This window comes from Exiguobacterium sp. s150, from assembly GCF_018618435.1.
Taxonomy (GTDB): Bacteria; Bacillota; Bacilli; order Exiguobacteriales; family Exiguobacteriaceae; genus Exiguobacterium; species Exiguobacterium alkaliphilum.
Window position 1 is genome coordinate 101,836 of sequence record NZ_JACSMC010000006.1, and the last position, 16,241, is coordinate 118,076.

The 16,241-nt window shown below is 52.9% G+C and carries 16 protein-coding genes; 4 read left to right on the forward strand and 12 right to left on the reverse strand.

Annotation, left to right across the window (positions count from 1 at the left end; all coding sequences use genetic code 11):
• Positions 1 to 170 precede the first annotated feature (170 nt).
• Positions 171 to 1,202 carry a PTS sugar transporter subunit IIC gene (locus KNP76_RS05395; protein ID WP_211779546.1) on the forward strand — a complete coding sequence of 344 codons (1,032 nt, stop codon included), beginning with the start codon at positions 171 to 173 and terminating at the stop codon, positions 1,200 to 1,202.
• 38 nt (positions 1,203 to 1,240) lie between these two features.
• On the opposite strand, the gene KNP76_RS05400 is transcribed toward KNP76_RS05395, so the two are convergent.
• The 3 genes from KNP76_RS05400 to KNP76_RS05410 form a co-directional block, all read right to left on the reverse strand.
• Positions 1,241 to 2,233 (reverse strand): Gfo/Idh/MocA family protein, encoded by a 993-nt coding sequence (locus KNP76_RS05400; RefSeq protein WP_034815340.1) that lies wholly within the window; start codon positions 2,231 to 2,233, stop codon positions 1,241 to 1,243.
• 58 nt (positions 2,234 to 2,291) lie between these two features.
• Positions 2,292 to 2,780 carry a GNAT family N-acetyltransferase gene (locus KNP76_RS05405; RefSeq protein WP_214843325.1) on the reverse strand — a complete coding sequence of 163 codons (489 nt, stop codon included), beginning with the start codon at positions 2,778 to 2,780 and terminating at the stop codon, positions 2,292 to 2,294.
• A 78-nt stretch (positions 2,781 to 2,858) separates the two neighbouring features.
• On the reverse strand, positions 2,859 to 3,290 hold the full coding sequence (locus KNP76_RS05410; protein WP_034804689.1) for an OsmC family protein: 432 nt from the start codon (positions 3,288 to 3,290) through the stop codon (positions 2,859 to 2,861).
• 93 nt (positions 3,291 to 3,383) lie between these two features.
• Here KNP76_RS05410 and cls point away from each other — a divergent pair, with 93 nt between their 5' ends.
• The 3 genes from cls to KNP76_RS05425 all read left to right on the forward strand — a co-directional run bounded on the left by cls (position 3,384) and on the right by KNP76_RS05425 (position 7,023).
• Entirely contained in the window at positions 3,384 to 4,841 is a 1,458-nt protein-coding gene (cls, locus tag KNP76_RS05415; RefSeq protein WP_214843327.1) for a cardiolipin synthase, read from the forward strand.
• A 220-nt stretch (positions 4,842 to 5,061) separates the two neighbouring features.
• Entirely contained in the window at positions 5,062 to 5,901 is an 840-nt protein-coding gene (locus tag KNP76_RS05420; protein WP_251137354.1) for a hypothetical protein, read from the forward strand.
• A 249-nt stretch (positions 5,902 to 6,150) separates the two neighbouring features.
• Complete coding sequence (locus KNP76_RS05425) at positions 6,151 to 7,023, forward strand: GGDEF domain-containing protein (RefSeq protein ID WP_214843331.1); 873 nt, start codon at positions 6,151 to 6,153, stop codon at positions 7,021 to 7,023.
• 48 nt (positions 7,024 to 7,071) lie between these two features.
• Here KNP76_RS05425 and KNP76_RS05430 read toward each other — a convergent pair whose 3' ends face one another.
• The 9 genes from KNP76_RS05430 to KNP76_RS05465 form a co-directional block, all read right to left on the reverse strand.
• A complete protein-coding gene (locus tag KNP76_RS05430) occupies positions 7,072 to 8,751 on the reverse strand; it encodes a methyl-accepting chemotaxis protein (protein WP_251137355.1) in 1,680 nt (559 codons plus the stop codon).
• A 48-nt stretch (positions 8,752 to 8,799) separates the two neighbouring features.
• Positions 8,800 to 9,051, reverse strand: coding sequence for a hypothetical protein (locus KNP76_RS15830; RefSeq protein WP_246514185.1), 252 nt, complete (start codon positions 9,049 to 9,051; stop codon positions 8,800 to 8,802).
• Positions 9,052 to 9,249: 198 nt separating this feature from the next.
• Positions 9,250 to 10,080, reverse strand: a complete 831-nt coding sequence (locus KNP76_RS05435; protein ID WP_214843333.1) for a hypothetical protein — start codon at positions 10,078 to 10,080, stop codon at positions 9,250 to 9,252.
• Positions 10,081 to 10,100: 20 nt separating this feature from the next.
• On the reverse strand, positions 10,101 to 10,610 hold the full coding sequence (locus KNP76_RS05440) for a hypothetical protein (protein WP_214843335.1): 510 nt from the start codon (positions 10,608 to 10,610) through the stop codon (positions 10,101 to 10,103).
• 79 nt (positions 10,611 to 10,689) lie between these two features.
• The gene (locus KNP76_RS05445; protein ID WP_034815332.1) at positions 10,690 to 11,211 is read right to left on the reverse strand and encodes a GNAT family N-acetyltransferase; all 522 of its coding nucleotides are present in this window, start codon (positions 11,209 to 11,211) and stop codon (positions 10,690 to 10,692) included.
• 131 nt (positions 11,212 to 11,342) lie between these two features.
• Complete coding sequence (locus KNP76_RS05450; RefSeq protein WP_214843337.1) at positions 11,343 to 13,259, reverse strand: PTS fructose transporter subunit IIABC; 1,917 nt, start codon at positions 13,257 to 13,259, stop codon at positions 11,343 to 11,345.
• Entirely contained in the window at positions 13,256 to 14,185 is a 930-nt protein-coding gene (gene pfkB, locus KNP76_RS05455) for a 1-phosphofructokinase (protein WP_034804701.1), read from the reverse strand. The genes KNP76_RS05450 and pfkB overlap by 4 nt, the downstream gene beginning before the upstream one ends.
• Positions 14,182 to 14,928, reverse strand: coding sequence for a DeoR/GlpR family DNA-binding transcription regulator (locus KNP76_RS05460; protein WP_214843338.1), 747 nt, complete (start codon positions 14,926 to 14,928; stop codon positions 14,182 to 14,184). Before KNP76_RS05460 ends, pfkB begins: the two co-directional genes overlap by 4 nt.
• Positions 14,929 to 15,064: 136 nt before the next feature.
• Positions 15,065 to 15,979 carry an alpha/beta hydrolase gene (locus tag KNP76_RS05465; RefSeq protein ID WP_214843345.1) on the reverse strand — a complete coding sequence of 305 codons (915 nt, stop codon included), beginning with the start codon at positions 15,977 to 15,979 and terminating at the stop codon, positions 15,065 to 15,067.
• Positions 15,980 to 16,241 lie beyond the last annotated feature (262 nt).

A 16,241-nucleotide genomic window follows, 5' to 3' on the forward strand; every position in this document is an offset into this window, starting at 1 on the left:
CACTTTTTTTCAGCACATTTTCATATTTGACCAACTATATTTTTCCAACCATATGATTGGAAACGTTATCATCGGAATTTCTTATGTCAGTTCGATGAAATGGCTTTACAGGAGCGATCGAATATTTAAATATAGAAGAAATACAAACGGAGAGAAAGAGGTACAACACCATGGTGATCATACAAGGGATAGCACTGTTACTATTGATTCTCGCACTTTTTACATTGTTCAGTTACAAGGCCCCGTTCGGCATGAAAGCGATGGGGGCGCTCGCCGGGGCCGCCATCGCCACGTTCTTGGTCGAGGCGTTCAACGCCTATGCGATCGGAGGGCTGTTGCCTCTCCCGCTCTATGAAGAGGTCGGCCAAGCCGCCGGGTCGCTCTCGGGACCGGCTGCCGCGGCACTCGTCGCCATCGCGCTTGGGATCAACCCGGTCTATGCGCTCATGCTCGGACTTTCCGTCGCTGGTTTCGGGATCTTGCCGGGATTCTTCGCCGGATATATCCTCGGATTGGTCGGTCGTCGGATGGATCGACACTTACCGGCCGGTGTCGACATGATCTTCTACGTCATCGTCATGGCACCGCTCGCTCGACTCGTCGCGATTGGCGTCGACCCAATCGTTTCGAACACGCTCGCCCAAATCGGGGCGGTCATCGAACTCGCGGCAACACAGAATCCGATTATTATGGGGCTCGTCCTCGGTGGAATCGTGACGGTCGTCTCGACGTCACCACTTAGTTCGATGGCACTCACGGCCATGCTCGGCCTGACTGGCGTGCCGATGGCCATCGCCGCGCTCGCCTTAACAGCATCGATCTCAATGAACTTTTTACTGTTCAAACGCTTGAATATCGGGACGAAAAAAGACCAACTGTCGGTCGCGATCGAACCGCTCACGCAAGCTGACCTCATCTCGGCCAACCCGATTCCAATCTATAGCGTCAACTTTATCGGTGGCGCCATGGCCGGTCTCGTCGTCGCGATGACGGGAATGGTCAATAACGCGCCGGGCTCGGCCGCAGGTGTCCCTGGTCTCCTCGTCATGTATGGGTTCAACGATTGGCAAACCGTCACCGTGACGGCTGTGATTGTCTTCGGGATTGGAATCGTCGCCGGTCTCGTCGGCAGCAAGCTCTTTAAAAACTTCCCGATCGTCTCGCAAAGCGAGAAGACGATTGAAGCAGAAGAAGCAGCATAAAAAATTTGGACGTCCCACGGGACGTCCGAATTTTTTGGTTAGAAATCGATTGTACGTTGTTCGTCTGAAGACAAACGGGCCAGCTCGATGACTCGTGTCGTCAAGAGCGCGTCACTTAGCGGGACGAGCGGACGGCGGGCGATAAAACTAGCTGCGAGTTCCCGGTAAAAGTCGGTGTAGCGACCAGACTCGATCGCGACCGCACTCGTCTCGCCTTGGCTGAGCGTTCCCGTCTCGAGGACGTCCGGCGACAGATTCCCGTTCCGCAGTGCCGCTTCTTGCGGGTCGAGCCCATGTTTGATGAAACTTCCTTTTGTCCCGTGCAACTCGAAACGAGGTGCCTCGCCGGCGATGAACGGATTCGAGCGCAGATACACCCGCTTCTCTCCATGATGGAGCGTGATGAAGAAGCCGTCGTCCGATTGCCCTCCGTCGCGTTGAATCATCACGTCCGCTTGCACCCGGTCTGGAACACCGAACAAGACGAGCGCTTGGTCAATCAAATGACTGCCGAGGTCGAACAAGATACCCGACCCAGGCCCTGCGTTCTCCCGCCACCGGTCACGGACGGCGGGCCGGAAACGGTCAAATCGGGACTCGAATACTTTCCAGTCCCCGAGTTCCCCCTTTTCAAGTAGCGCCTTGACTGTCAAGAAGTCCCCGTCCGTCCGGCGATTATGGAACACGTTGACGATGCCTCGACTGTTCGCCTCAAGGTCGCGGAGCTTCTCGCCTTCCTTGACGCTCAAGAACGCAGGTTTTTCGACGAGGACGTCTTTCCCGGCCTTTAAACACGCCTCGACCATGTCGTTATGTAGATGCGACGGCGTCGTGATGACGAACAGTGTCGCCTCACTCTCGAGTGCCGCCTCGAGTGACTCGTACACGGTCACATCTGGTAACTCGCGCTTCACGTCGTCCGGCCGTGATGAGACGACACCCGTCACGTTATATTCGTCTAACGCCTTTAAAAAAGGTAAATGAAACGTCGTCGCCGAGAATCCGAATCCGACTAAAATCGTGTTGATCATGTACTCTCCTCCTATCGGTCATCCTTTAGTATAGCAAAAAGAGAGGTCGTTTGACCTCTCATGCACTGACGCTCGCCTCGAGCTTGTATTCAAACGTATTGTACCCATTCCTCGAGCCGACATATACGAAGCCGAACCGGGGGTAATAGTCGTTCAAAAACGCGTTGTCTGCGACACAGTCGAGACGGATCGGCTCGTCCCCGTCCGCTTCTTCGAGGACGTGTTGCATCAACCGTTGTCCGACCCCTTGCCCTTTCAACTGTTCGCTGACGACGATGCGGTGAATATATTGACCGTGCTCGCCATCTTCCCATAAGGCATGGTCCCACTCGTCCGGTGGAAGCAAGGCGATCGAGGCCAATATGGCATCTGCTTGTTCATATACATAAACGTCACCGCTAGCGATGTCGGTCTCTACCCGTTTCAACAAATCTTGCTCCAAATATTCCGTCCATTGGTCGCTTCCTTGTTCATTTAGCGCTACGGCTCGTTGTTCGATTAAGTTCGCGATGTTTGAGGCATCGCGTTTCGTCGCGAGTCGAATCATAACGTCCTCCTTAGTCATACAGTATTTGAAATACCAATATAACGGACGTGTCTGACCGATTTCAACCATCTTGCTTCATTAATCCGCCCGGAACAAGACGACCTCTCCCCCGTTCAACCGATAACTGTACGTGAACGTCGCGTTCAAGCTGTGTGAGACAGAGCAATACCGGTCGACCGATAGTTCGATGGCGCGGCGGACGCGTTCTTCGGGCATATCGCCTTTGAGCACATACAGAAGGTGAATCGCCGTGAACCGTTTCGGATGTTCCGTCGCCCGGACGCCGTCAATCTCCATCTCGAACGTCTCGAGTGGTAGCCGCATCTTATGAAGAATCGAGACGATGTCGATTCCGGTGCATGTGGCCGTCGCCTGTAAAAGCATCTCGGTCGGTCGTGGACCGAGGTTCAATCCGCCGACGTCTTCCCCCGCGTCAAGCGTGACCCGGTGCCCCGATGGCGTCATCGATTCGAACGCCATTCCTTGTTTCCAGTCCAGTTTTATATGCATCTTGTTTCTCCCCCTTTGTTTCGATAGCATACTATTCCCCGTAATGAGGTATGATAATGCTAGATGTTCAAATTGTCGTTAGGAGAGTGGATTATGGATTGGTCCGTCATTATCAGCTGGGGATTGTATGTCGTCCTTGGATTAAACTTATTATTCGCGCTCGCTGTCATCTTCGCCGAGCGCCGTGACGTCGGGGCCACCTGGGCGTGGCTCCTCGTCCTATTTTTCTTGCCGATTCTCGGCTTTATCGTCTATTTGTTTTTAGGACGCCAATTGAAGAAAGACAACTTCTTCAACTTGAGCGTCGAGGAGCGTTCGTTCCACTCGCTTCAAGTCGAGAATCAAATCGAACAATTGCGCCGGAAAGAGACGGCGCTCCAGCAACCGTTATTCGAGAAGTATGAGCAACTGCTCGAGATGAACCTACGCTCCTCGAAATCACTCGTCAGCGTCCACAACAAGTCGTCCATCTTACATGATGGGGAACAGAAATTCAAGGCGCTTATGGATGACATCCGGAACGCCGAGACCGAAATCAATATCCAGTATTACATCATCCAACGGGACGCCCTCGGCAAGGCGCTCATCCACGAATTGATCGAACGCGCCAAGGCCGGCGTCAAAGTACGTCTATTGTATGATGCCGTCGGGTCACGCAGCTTGCGGAACTCCGATTTTAAAGAACTGATCGCCCATAACGGTGAGGTCCGCGTCTTCTTTCCACCGACGCTCGGAATCATCAACTTCAAACTGAACAACCGAAACCACCGCAAGCTCGTCATCATCGACGGGAAGATCGGGTATGTCGGCGGTTTCAACGTCGGGACCGAATATCTCGGCCTCGTCGAGAAGTTCGGGTATTGGCGCGATACCCACCTCCGGGTTGAGGGTGACGTCGTCTATCATCTGCAGCACCGTTTCATCTTGGACTGGAACTATTCAGGACACGATAAGCACGACCCGGAAAACACGTTCTGTTTTGCCCGGCACGACATCTCGACCAAATCGCCGATGCAAATCGTGACGAGCGGTCCGAACTCGGACACGGAGCATTTGAAGAACATGATGATCAAAATGATCATGTCGGCGAAACATCGTGTCATCATTCAGACGCCATATTTCATCCCCGACGCGAGTTTCATGGACGCCTGCAAGATGGCGCTCCTTTCCGGCGTCGAGATGAACATCATGATTCCCGGGAAACCGGACCATCCGTTCGTCATGTGGGCGTCGCTGTCGTTCCTCGGCGAGCTGCTCGATTACGGGGCGAACGTCTATATGTACGACCAAGGCTTCTTACATGCGAAGACGCTCGTCGTCGATGATGAGATTGCGACGGTCGGGACGACGAACCTCGATGCCCGAAGTTTCCGCTTGAATTTCGAAGTGAACGCCCTCATTTATGACAAACAAGTCGCCCTCGAGCTCGCCTCGCTGTTCGAGTCAGATATTGCCGTCAGCCGACGCTACACGGTCGAAGATTACGCCGAACGGAAATGGACCGTCCGGATGCGAGAAGGCGTGTCACGCCTGCTCAGTCCAATCTTATAATGTCAGAATGGTCCGCTTCTCATCGGAGAGCGGACTTTTCAATAGTGAACAATGAATAGGAGGAAGTATGTTGTCAAATCAATCCATATGTGAAGCCTGTCAGCACCGAGTAGTCGATGTCATCGAGACGACCGATGACCCGGTTCAACCGTACCGTCTGTGCGCCTCGTGCCATGAACGACTGATGGACTATGCCTTGCGCCCGATCGAGTGGTACAACTTGGCAAGTGTACATGGATCGTTTAAGCCGATGCTACATGACGACTTATACGATGAAGATGGCACGGCGTGTCAACCGGAAACAGAAGTCATCGTGACGAGACAGGACTTGCCCCCTTCGCTTGAGCAAGCCCAATCCGATGTCGAGGCGCTCCTTTCGTTTGCCGTAACGAGGTGGTATGTCGAGGACGAAGTCATCAGTGCTTTGAAGCAACACGACGCGCTTGAGCTGCTCGATGCCTTGAAGACAAGATATGAGCAGACCCCAAACCTCGACGTGAAGGCCCGTCTGCTCGAAATCGTCGCTGACGTCATCCAAACACCGGCAGCCGACTGGGTACGCAGCCTCTGGCATGATGTCGACGTAGAGCTACTCGATTCACTCGCTTCTGCGACCGCGACCAGTCTACCGACCGAAGAAGGGTTGAAACGCGTTTACGACAAGTTGGACGCGATTGAACCGAAAGAACTTCCGAGTGTCGCATTCTTATGTTTATATCGTTTCCGTTCGCCTGACGTGCTCGATTGGATCGAGTCAAACTGTGACGCGTTCGATTCGAACTGGGCGAGACTCGCTGCCGTCAGCATGCCGACGTGGCATCGGATGAATGCCTGGTTAGAACGTGGACGGCCGTTCAGTTTAGTCGCGCTTGAAGCGATGGTCAGCTGTGTAGAAGGCCATGGTGGGTTGTATGTCGACACCCAATCGCCCCGCATCCTCGAGACGCATCTCGACGAAATCGAACCGGTGTTGACTGCGTACGAACGAAACGATTCCGTTCCCCGTGTGAGACGACAGGTCGCAATCCTCCTCCAAAATAAGGACGACATCTTTACGTGATTCAACTTAAGACAAAAGGGGGTGCCTCGTTCGCATCCTCTTTTTCTCTGCGTTGATTGACTAGCAGCACGTGCCTCAATTTTTGTATTCGATTTGACTAATCCTTGACAGTTTTTTAGATTCAGCACATTTCTCTATCTTTTTAGCTAATCCAATTCCAATTCAGGGTATAAAGTATCAATACGAACGTCCTAAGCTTTCAATTTCCACTCGGAAAGGAGGAAGTATGCGTTCGCGCATATGTCACCTATGGCTGATCCTAGAGACCAACATGAAGCAACTGCAGCACGAATCGATCCTTCCTCATGGGACGAACTTCCGGTCGGACTGTTCTCATTTGACCGGTCCGGCCGAATCATCAGCTACAACGAGGCGTTCATCGTACTACTCGGTCTGTCCGTGCATGATTACCCTTCATTTGAACGATGCACGTCTGTTCAATTGAATTTGAGTGAGGCAGCAGAACGCGTCTTGTCAGGCGAGACGGTCCGTCTTGCCGGATGGCACCATCGCTCGAACGAGCAGGCCCGCTTCCTTCGGACGACGATGTCGCCTAGTTTCCAGAACGACCGCGTGACCGGAGGCGTCGGCGTGCTCGAAGACGTGACCGAGCAGCGGCGTTACGAAGAACGGATGGAACAGCTGTCCTCCCTCGATCCGTTGACCGAACTGTACAACCGTAAGAAAGTGAGCGACTTGTTGATGGCCGTGGCCGAGCGTCCCGATGCCTCAACGGATGCCGCGGTCATCATGCTCGATATCGATTATTTCAAGCTCGTCAACGATACGTTCGGCCACCCGACAGGAGATCTCGTCTTACGCTCAATCGCCCAGCTACTCCGACGAAACATCCGGAAGACCGATGCGATTGGCCGCTGGGGCGGGGAAGAGTTTTTAATCGTCGCCCCGCATTCCTCACTCGCCGACGGGGTCCGTTTGGCCGACAAGCTCCGCCAAACCGTGAACGTCGAACCGTTCGGGCCAGTCCCTCACGTAACGTGCTCGTTCGGCGTCAGTTCGTTCGCCGGCGGCAAATCGGTCGAGCAAGTGTTACAAGACGCGGACGAAGCGTTATATGCGGCGAAACACCACGGTCGGAATCAAGTCTCAAGCAAGCAATGAAAAAAGGCGTCGCAATCCTCCGAGTTTGGAGTTCGCGACGCTTTGTCGTTAAATCGTGAATCGTGAAACGAGTTCTTGTAGTTCTTCTGCCATATCGGCGAGTTCTTTAGCGGATTGTGACACTTCCTCCATCGAACCGAGTTGATCTTCGGTCGTCGCGGCCACTTGCTTCGAGGCACTCGAGTTCTCATCCGCGATGTGCGCGATTTGTGTCGCCGCCGCTGATACTTCTTCGACGTTCGCGGCGATCTCTTCGACCGTCGCCGTCACGTCCTCGATGCGCGGGGTCATCGCTTGCGTCCGGGCCATGATTTTATGGAACCGGGCCGCTGTGTTCTCCGTCGTCTCGAGCCCTGCTTTCGTATGACCCGCCACTTCTTTCATCAAGACAACCGACTGTTCGGTCTCTTGTTTGATGCGTTCAATCAAATGGGCAATCTGTTTCGTCGACTGTTGTGATTGTTCGGCGAGCTTCCGTACCTCGCTCGCGACGACCGCGAACCCTTTGCCGTTCTCGCCGGCCCGGGCCGCCTCGATTGCTGCGTTCAAGGCGAGCAAGTTCGTCTGCGCCGCGATTCCGTTAATGACGTCGACGATATTCCCAATCTCGTTTGAGCGGTCTGACAGCGACTCGATGACGTGAGCGAAAGATTCGACCGACGTATCGATGGCGCGCATCTGGGCCACGTTCTTCGTCACGGCAGCGGTCCCATCCTCTGCTTCCATCGCCGTCTCGCGCGAGAGCTCTGACACGTCCGTCGAACTCTCTGCGATGCGCATGATTCCAGAAGTGATGGCTTGAAGTGAGACGGCATTATCGTCAAGTTGACGTTTTGAGTCGTCCGCGCCGGCCGCCATCTGTTGAATCGCACCGGCAATCTGTTCAGAGGACGCCGTGTTTTGAGCGGAATTGGCCATCAGTTCCTGCGACGATGCCGCCACTTGACCGATTGATGCATCAAGTCTTGAAACAATCGTCCGCAAAGATTGGGTCATCGCATTGAAACTTTCGGATACACGCCCGATTTCGTCGTTTGAGTCAACCCGAATCTGTTCCGTCAAATCACCTTGTTGAATGCGTGCGGCCCCGGCGGTCAAACGATTGAGCGGACGAACGATGGAGCGAATGACGAAATAGAGTAGAGCCGACGCGATGAGAATCATCCCCGCGATGACCGCGAGCGTCGTCCACAAAATGCCGACCGTCTCTTGGTCGATCTCGGCTTCGTAAAGCGTACCGGCGACTTTCCAACCGGTCAGTCCGTTCGTCATGAAATCCATTTGTTTCGCGTCACCTTCGAGCGTATAGGCGAAGCTGTCCGACTCTTTGCTGTAGAGCGGTTCGACCCAGTCGCCCGATGCCTCTTCCCCAGCTGCGAGCGTCGGATGGGTGACGAACCGCTCAGTCCGGTCGAGAATCGTGATATAGCCGTCTTTCCCGATTTGAATGCTCGCCGCGACGGCTGCGATGTCATTGACGTCGACATCGACCGCGATGACCCCTCGTCCATCAGTCGCTTCGCGCGACAAGGTGACCATCATCTTCTCTGACGCGGCGTCGACGTATGGGTCGGTGATGACGACTTGCCCAGCTGTCGCTTCGGCCGCCTCGTACCACGGACGTGTCCGCGGGTCGTAGTCATCCGGAAGTGTCTGTGCAGGATAGATGGTCATCTCGCCTTCGCCAGAGGCATAATAGATGTTGGTGACTTTCGGATGTGTCGCCAAATACTCGAGGAGCTTCTCTTCTAATGCCAGATTGTCACCTCCCGACTCCTAGAGCGTCGCATCGATGCGCTCGGCAAAGAAATCGACGTCACCTTTAATCGGACCAATCAAATTGTTGATCTCGACATCCATCCGCTCCACACCCGAGTGGGCAGACTGCAAAATTTGATCTTTGATTTTCTGTTTCGCCTGACCATAGGCGACAAGTCCAATCAATAAAGAGGGAACGAGTAAAACGAGTGCAGACATGATAATCAATTTCTGTTTGATGCTGATCGTGCGTGTTGACTTTCGGTTCATAAAACAACTCCAATCTCGAGCGATTGATCGTCACGTTACTGACAACATCGGACGAAGTCTGTGTTTCTTTATAACCCTCACTAAAATGCTTCTTGCTAGTTAGAATGTTCATAATTGAAAACCTTTTTATTCCAGCTTGCAGTCGACAAACGACAAAAACACCTGCTCGCGCAGGTGCAAAGGCTGTGTTTGTGGAGCCTAATTATGCCTTTTTCCATGTCGGTTTATAAATAGCAAGAATGCCGAGACAATTTCTTCGTAGGATTTCAACGGTTGGTATTTTATATGTTTTATAAAAGAGACGATAGTATGACGTTCCAATTCTATACCGTGTAATGTAGCTTGATAGTTCAGTTCATATAACAGTTCAGGATCAAGGTTTCTTTTCAATAGCAACCCTTCGCCCAAGCCTGCTCTCGCTTGTTCAGCCCGAAGAATGTAATTGTCGTCTCGGATGTCTTTAATCAACTGACAATAGAGACCAGATGAAGTTTTTTCGATTGAAGCCCAATCAAAACGTTTGACCGATTCCAATGTAGAATGTTTGAATACATCGCCACTCCAATAGTTGTACCATTCGACCTCGTCTGGTTTGAGGAAGATTGCTTCATCCTTTTCATACTCATACATATAGTGCGTCACGGTCTCCTTCGCTATGAAGGCCCGGTATGGCGTTAGCGCGTCGCACAGCGCTTTAAAAAATAAAACCCACTCGTCCGGCCGCTCATGGAAGTGGGCTTCAGAGAGGTTTACAGCTACATAAAAGCTACCAGGCAGACCCTCACCTCGTGTATGAAACGCCATCCAGCTTTTCCTTTGCTTGAGAGAGCCATAAAAAAGAAAATGACCGTCAAGGCCGTCCATCCACATGCTTAGAAACGTTTCATTTGTAAACGGGGTGTTGATCGGCTCATAGAAACCTAATTTGTCTATGACTAGACCATAGTCCGTCATGATGTTTAACACGTCGCGAGCTGTCTGTTGGTTCGTCTCGTGCTCGAAATGAAACTTCAACTGAATCGTATTCATACGCTATTCCCCTCCCCGCATTAGTCTTCAAGATACATAGCCAACTGGCGCAACTCGTCTTGAAGTGACGAGAGATCAACCGCTGAATGAACACCCATCATGTAGTCGTATCCGATGAACACTTTGAACATATACGCTTCGTCTGAGCCTTCCGCCTTATGTTCTAACTCGGTGTATAGCCCTTTCCTTAACATGAGTCGTAGCATGTTCGGGATGTGACACCGCGATAGGACGTTGCCTGTCTTCATTTTTTTACGCATGTCTCTCATTCGAATCGGATAGAGCGCATTGAACGCACGTCTTGAAGAGGGGTGATACGCATAGTCATGGAAACGTCGCTCAAGGTAGGAGACGGTCAACGTTTTCACGCCCAAATCATCCATCATTCGCTCAATCGCTTCAATGTAATTGGCTTCCACACGTAGATATTCTTCAAGCGTGAAGACAATCACGTCATACGTGTCACCGATGCATGACATATCGATCCATTCGTCAATCTTCCCTCTCGTGTCAGGATTGTATTTCGTCACACTGTATATATATATCCAGTCATCTTCTCCTTTTGATTGGAAGTCGTCAAAAAAGACGCGACAACGAGGTCACGTCCGTTCAAGCACCGATAATGGCATCATAATTGGCCTTCGTCCACCCGTAGGCGACTTCGCGAAGCGCGATTTCCCCGAACGTGCGCTCTTTTTCGTCAATCACTTCGCCTTGTTTTTGCTCGTAAAACGAGCGATACGGGTTCAACTCGAGCGCCCAGATGATCATCCCTGAGCTACTCATCGCTTCGACTGCCTTCTCGAGCAAACGTGAGCCGAGACCGTTCCCTTGATGTTCTTCGAGCACGTAGATGGCGTAAACTTCATTCGAATGGTCTGGATACTTCCCTGTCCGCTCTGCTCCGTAAAGGACGAAGCCGACAATTTCTTCATCGACGACGGCGACATATCCGTCCACTTCCCGTTGCGAGAGGGCGTCGCGGACCTTCTCGGCCCACTCAACCGCGTTCGATGACAACTTCAATAGAAAATCGGTCGGCACGATGCCCCGATACGTCGTCCGCCAACCGTTCACTCGGACGCGTGCGATTCCATACGCATCTTTCGGTTCAGCTACTCGTATAATCATCTCGGCCCCCTCCTAGCACAAGTTTTACAAGTATTTTACCACAAATCGCCACCTTGCAATCCATTAGCCAAGCAAATCCAAAGACAATTTAGCGACAAAAAACGACCGTGGTCTGTCCACGGTCGTTCATCTTACGCGACGTCTTGTTTCGGTGTAGGTGTAGCGGTCGCAGTCGTAAGTGGTTTTTTCAAGAATGAAAGGAGGAGTGCTCCAATCAAGGCACCAGCGAGAATCGCAAGTGCGTAAAGCCCCATGCTCATGACGACGTTTCCGGCTCCTTCAAGGAGTGGGAAGACGAAGATGCCGCCGTGCGGTGCAGGCAATTGGATGGCGAAGAATGCTGACAATCCACCGGCGATGGCAGATCCGAGAATCGCTGACGGCAAGACGCGAATCGGGTCAGCCGCTGCGAACGGGATGGCTGCTTCCGTGATGAAGGATGCACCCATGACGTAGGCGGTCTTCCCTGCCTCACGCTCTTGTTTCGAGAACTTCTGACGTGCGAACACAGTCGATGCGAGTGCGACGAGAAGTGGCGGGACCATCCCACCGGCCATGACAGCCGCCATGACTTCCTGGTTTCCGGCCGTGAGGGCTGCTGTACCAAAGACGTAGGCGGTCTTGTTGATCGGACCACCCATATCAACTGCCATCATGCCTCCGACGATGACGCCGAGCAAGACGGCGTTCGCACCGCTCATGCCGTTGAGCACTTCCATGAGCCATGTCATGAACGCGGCAATCGGTTCGTTGACGACGAGTAACATGATCATACCTGAGATGAATGAACCGAGTAGCGGGAACAAGAGAACTGGCTTGATTCCTTCAAGTGAGGCCGGCAAATTCGCGAGCGCACGCTTCAAGAACACGACGACATAACCTGCGAGGAAACCGGCGATGAGACCACCGAGGAACCCTGCCCCACCCTCACTTGCGAGGAAACCGGCTACGAGACCAGGTGCAAGACCCGGACGGTCGGCGATGGACATCGCGATGAAACCGGCAAGGACTGGAACGAGGAACCCGAAAGCGGCGCCACCGATCGTCATGAGTTGTGCGGCAAACTCGTTGTATGACGGATCGTCCGGATTCGCCGAGTTGATGCCCCAGAAGAAGCTGAGTGCGATCAAGAGACCACCCGCGACGACGAGGGGAAGCATCGCTGAGACCCCGCTCATCAAGTGTTTGTATACACCGGTACGCTGTTCTTTATTCTCGCCACCAGATTTACCAGTCGACTGATAAACCGGCGCATCTTGCTTCACGGCACGGTTAATCAATTCTTCCGGTTTCCGGATCCCTTGGGCGACCGGAACTTCGATGACGTGTTTGCCGGCGAAGCGGTCCATCTCGACCGCCTTGTCCGCCGCGACGATGATCGCTGTCGCTTTCGCGATGTCAGCCGACGTCAATTCATTTTTCACTCCGGTCGATCCGTTCGTCTCTACTTTCATCTCGACGCCCATCGCGTCCGCTTTTTGTTTCAAGCTATCGGCGGCCATGTACGTGTGCGCGATCCCTGTCGGACAAGCCGTGACAGCGAGAATGTATGGCGCGTCTTCGTTCACCGCTTTCGCTTCGACCGGAGCCGCTTCAGCCGCTTCTTTCTCTTCGATGGCCCGAATGACGTCATCGGCAGAAGTCGCAGCGTAAAGGCGTTCTTGGAAGTTCGGGTCCATAAGGAAGACAGATAATTTCGATAACGTTTCCAAGTGCTCATTGTTTGCATGCTCACCCGCTGCGATCATGAAGAACAAGCGGCTGTCTTGCCCGTCAAGCGCCTCATAATCGATGCCTTCCGAGCGTCCGAACGCGATTGCCGGCTCTTTGACCGCTTTCGTCTTCGCGTGTGGAATCGCGATTCCTTCTCCGAGACCGGTCGTGCTTTGCGCTTCACGCGCCAGGATGGCGTCACGATAGCCGTTCCGGTCCGAAAGTTTTCCGGCCCGGTCGAGCACGTCGACGAGTTCTTCGATGACGTCGGCTTTCGTACGGCTGCCGAGATTCAATTGAATCGTGTCCTTTTTGAGCAGATCCGTGATGTTCATGTTGTTTCCTCCAATCGAGATAGTGGGGTGACGTCGACTTCGCCGACCAAGCGGTCCACGTCTTGTTTCGTACAGAGGCCAAACGTATAGGCAGACGCGCTGCCGGTTGTCACCGCATAGCGGAACGCCTCCGACGCGTCGTGGTCGAGAATGTTGGCGACGAACCCGGCGACAAGCGAGTCACCGGCTCCGACCGAGTTGACGAGCTTCCCGTTCGGCGTATTGGCCGTATAGGCTCCGCTCGCGTTGACGAGCATCGCGCCGTCACCGGCGAACGAGACGATGACGTTCTGCGCTCCACGTTCGACGAGCTTCTCCGCAAAGGGGAGTGCCTGTTCGAACGTCTCGATGTCCGTATCGAACAGTTCGCCGAGCTCGTGATGGTTCGGTTTGATCATGAGCGGCTCGAGCGACAACACTTCGAGCATCGCTTCCTTCGTCGTATCGACGACGAATTCGGCCCCGTTGGCCCGTACCTTCTCGGCAAGCGTCCGGTAGAGCGTGCTCGGTAAGTTGCCCGGGATGCTGCCCGCGAGGACAACGATGTCACCTGGGCTCACGTGTTCGAACTGCTTCGTCAGCTGTTCGAGCTCGCTATCTTGAATGACGGGGCCGCTCGCATTGAGCTCCGTCTCTTCTTTGGCCCGAATCTTCACATTGATTCGGGTCTCGCCCGCGACTTCGATGAAGTCCGTTTGGACACCCTTGTCTTTTAGCGCTTGTTTAATAAATTCACCGGTCGATCCACCGACGAAACCGAGCGCGACCGTCTCGACATCATATTCACGCAAGACGAACGCGACGTTGATTCCTTTGCCGCCTGCGGTTTGTGTTGTCTCTTGAATCCGATTCACTTCTCCTAGCACGACTTCTGGTAACGTGACATAGTAGTCGATCGAAGGGTTGAGCGTTAACGTGTAAATCATTGGGCGTTCACCACCTTTGTAGTAGATTCGATTGAACGGACGTACGCGACATCTGACAGTGTGACGAGCGTCGCCGCCTCGAGCGGCGCGACTCGACTGAATGATCGTTTCCCGAATTTCGAGTCATCTGCCAAGATGTACGCCGTACGAGCGAGTTCAATCGCCGTTTTTTTGACGAGGGCTTCTTCTGGATCCGGTGTCGTATAACCGGCTTCAAGGTCGACGCCGTTGATGCCTAAAAATGCGAGGTCGACCCGATAGTTCATCATGCTCTCGCGGGCGTTATAGCCGACGAGCGCCTGGGTCGAGCGCTTTAGTTCACCACCGATGACGAACGTTTTAATATCGAGGTCGAACAAGTCGTTCGCAATCGGAAGACTGTTCGTGACGACGATGACTTGTTTTCCGGTTAAGAACGGGACCATCGCTTGTGTCGTCGTCCCGGCATCGAGGTAGACGGACATCCCATCCTCGATGAACGTCGCGGCCTTCCGTGCGATCGCGACTTTCTCATCGACGTGACGGTCACGCTTCTCTTCAAACGTCGGTTCTTCTTCCGGGTGAAAGACGAGCGTGGCGCCACCGTGGACCCGTTCTAAATAACCTTCTGCCTCAAGATCGGTCAAATCACGACGAATCGTCGACTCTGACGCTTCTGTCAATTCGACCAGTTCTTTCAATTTGACGATCCGTTGTTCCGATAACCGTTGCAAAATTAATTGATGTCGTTGTTTCGTTAACATCATATTCCCTCCGTAGTTATAATATAAAGCGTTTACATTCAAAAAACAATCAAAAACATTCATATTCGTTCATTTATTTTTTAATTGTCACAATTATAACATAAAAAACGGTCACCTAGTGACCGTTTTTGACTGTTCATTGTTGCTTTTGGAGCCATTCGTCAATCTTTTGGATTAAAACAGGGTGTAGCGGCGCCTCGATGGCATCACGATATTCTTTATGCAACTGAAGCAACGAGTGCGGCGTGGTCCGCTCGACGAGCAAGTGGTTCATGTCTTTCAAGATGTCGCTCGTAACGTCCCCTTTCGTCCTGACGGAATGAACGTGTTCCGGCGGGACTTGGACGTCACGGTTACCGGTGATGGCAAGGACCGGTACACGCACGTGCTCGAGCCGCTCGCGGACGTCATACGAGGCGTGCTCCCGAATCCACTTCGCATTGACGATTTGGCCTCGGAATTTGAATGAGGCGACGTTCGTCCGCAGCGAGCGTTCGAACAATTCATCTTGCCGTTTGCGCACTTTCGCCGGGACGCCGGTCAAGCGATAAAACATCCCTTTCAGTCCTTTGACGGACCCGATCTCATTGGCGAGCGCATCGGCTTGAAGCAAAAACATCTGTTTCGACGCGTCGTTAAATCCGGCTAAGAGAATCAAACCCGTCGCTTTCGTCTCGAGTTGAACGGCCGGTGCGATGACCGCCCCTTCGCTATGACCGAGAATGACGACGTCGGTCACCTCTGGCAAACGCTTGACTTGATTGACGACGGCGATCGCATCGTCGATCAAGTCGTGCAGCCCGACTTTGTTGAAGTCGCCGTCCGATTCGCCAATCCCTTGTTTGTCATATCGAAAGACGTTGACGCCCATCACGAACAGTGCCTCTGCCAATTTTTTATACGTTCCGAACGACGACGGACCCATGTTCCCATCGCGGTCACTCGGTCCGCTCCCGCTCAAGATGACGACCGTCTTTCGCGGCGTGTCATGTAATTGCAGTGTTCCAATCAATTCACCGTAAGGTCTTGTAATCGTTAAGTTTTGTTCCATCGTATCGCCTCCTCTTTCATCATACCGGACATCACGAGACGTATCGAGTAAAACTGATGAACGGACAGGTGGGGCATCCCCATCCCTCTTCTTTGATTGTATAAGTTAAAAGGATAATACTACCATTTGTCGAAAGAACACATAGCGTCATCTGATGGAGACGACAAGTCAAATTACAGATTATACGAGCAGGAAAGCCCATACCGGGCATAGCCCGCCTTTAGGCATGGGATGAACGTGAGTTCGGATGTGAAAAACATCC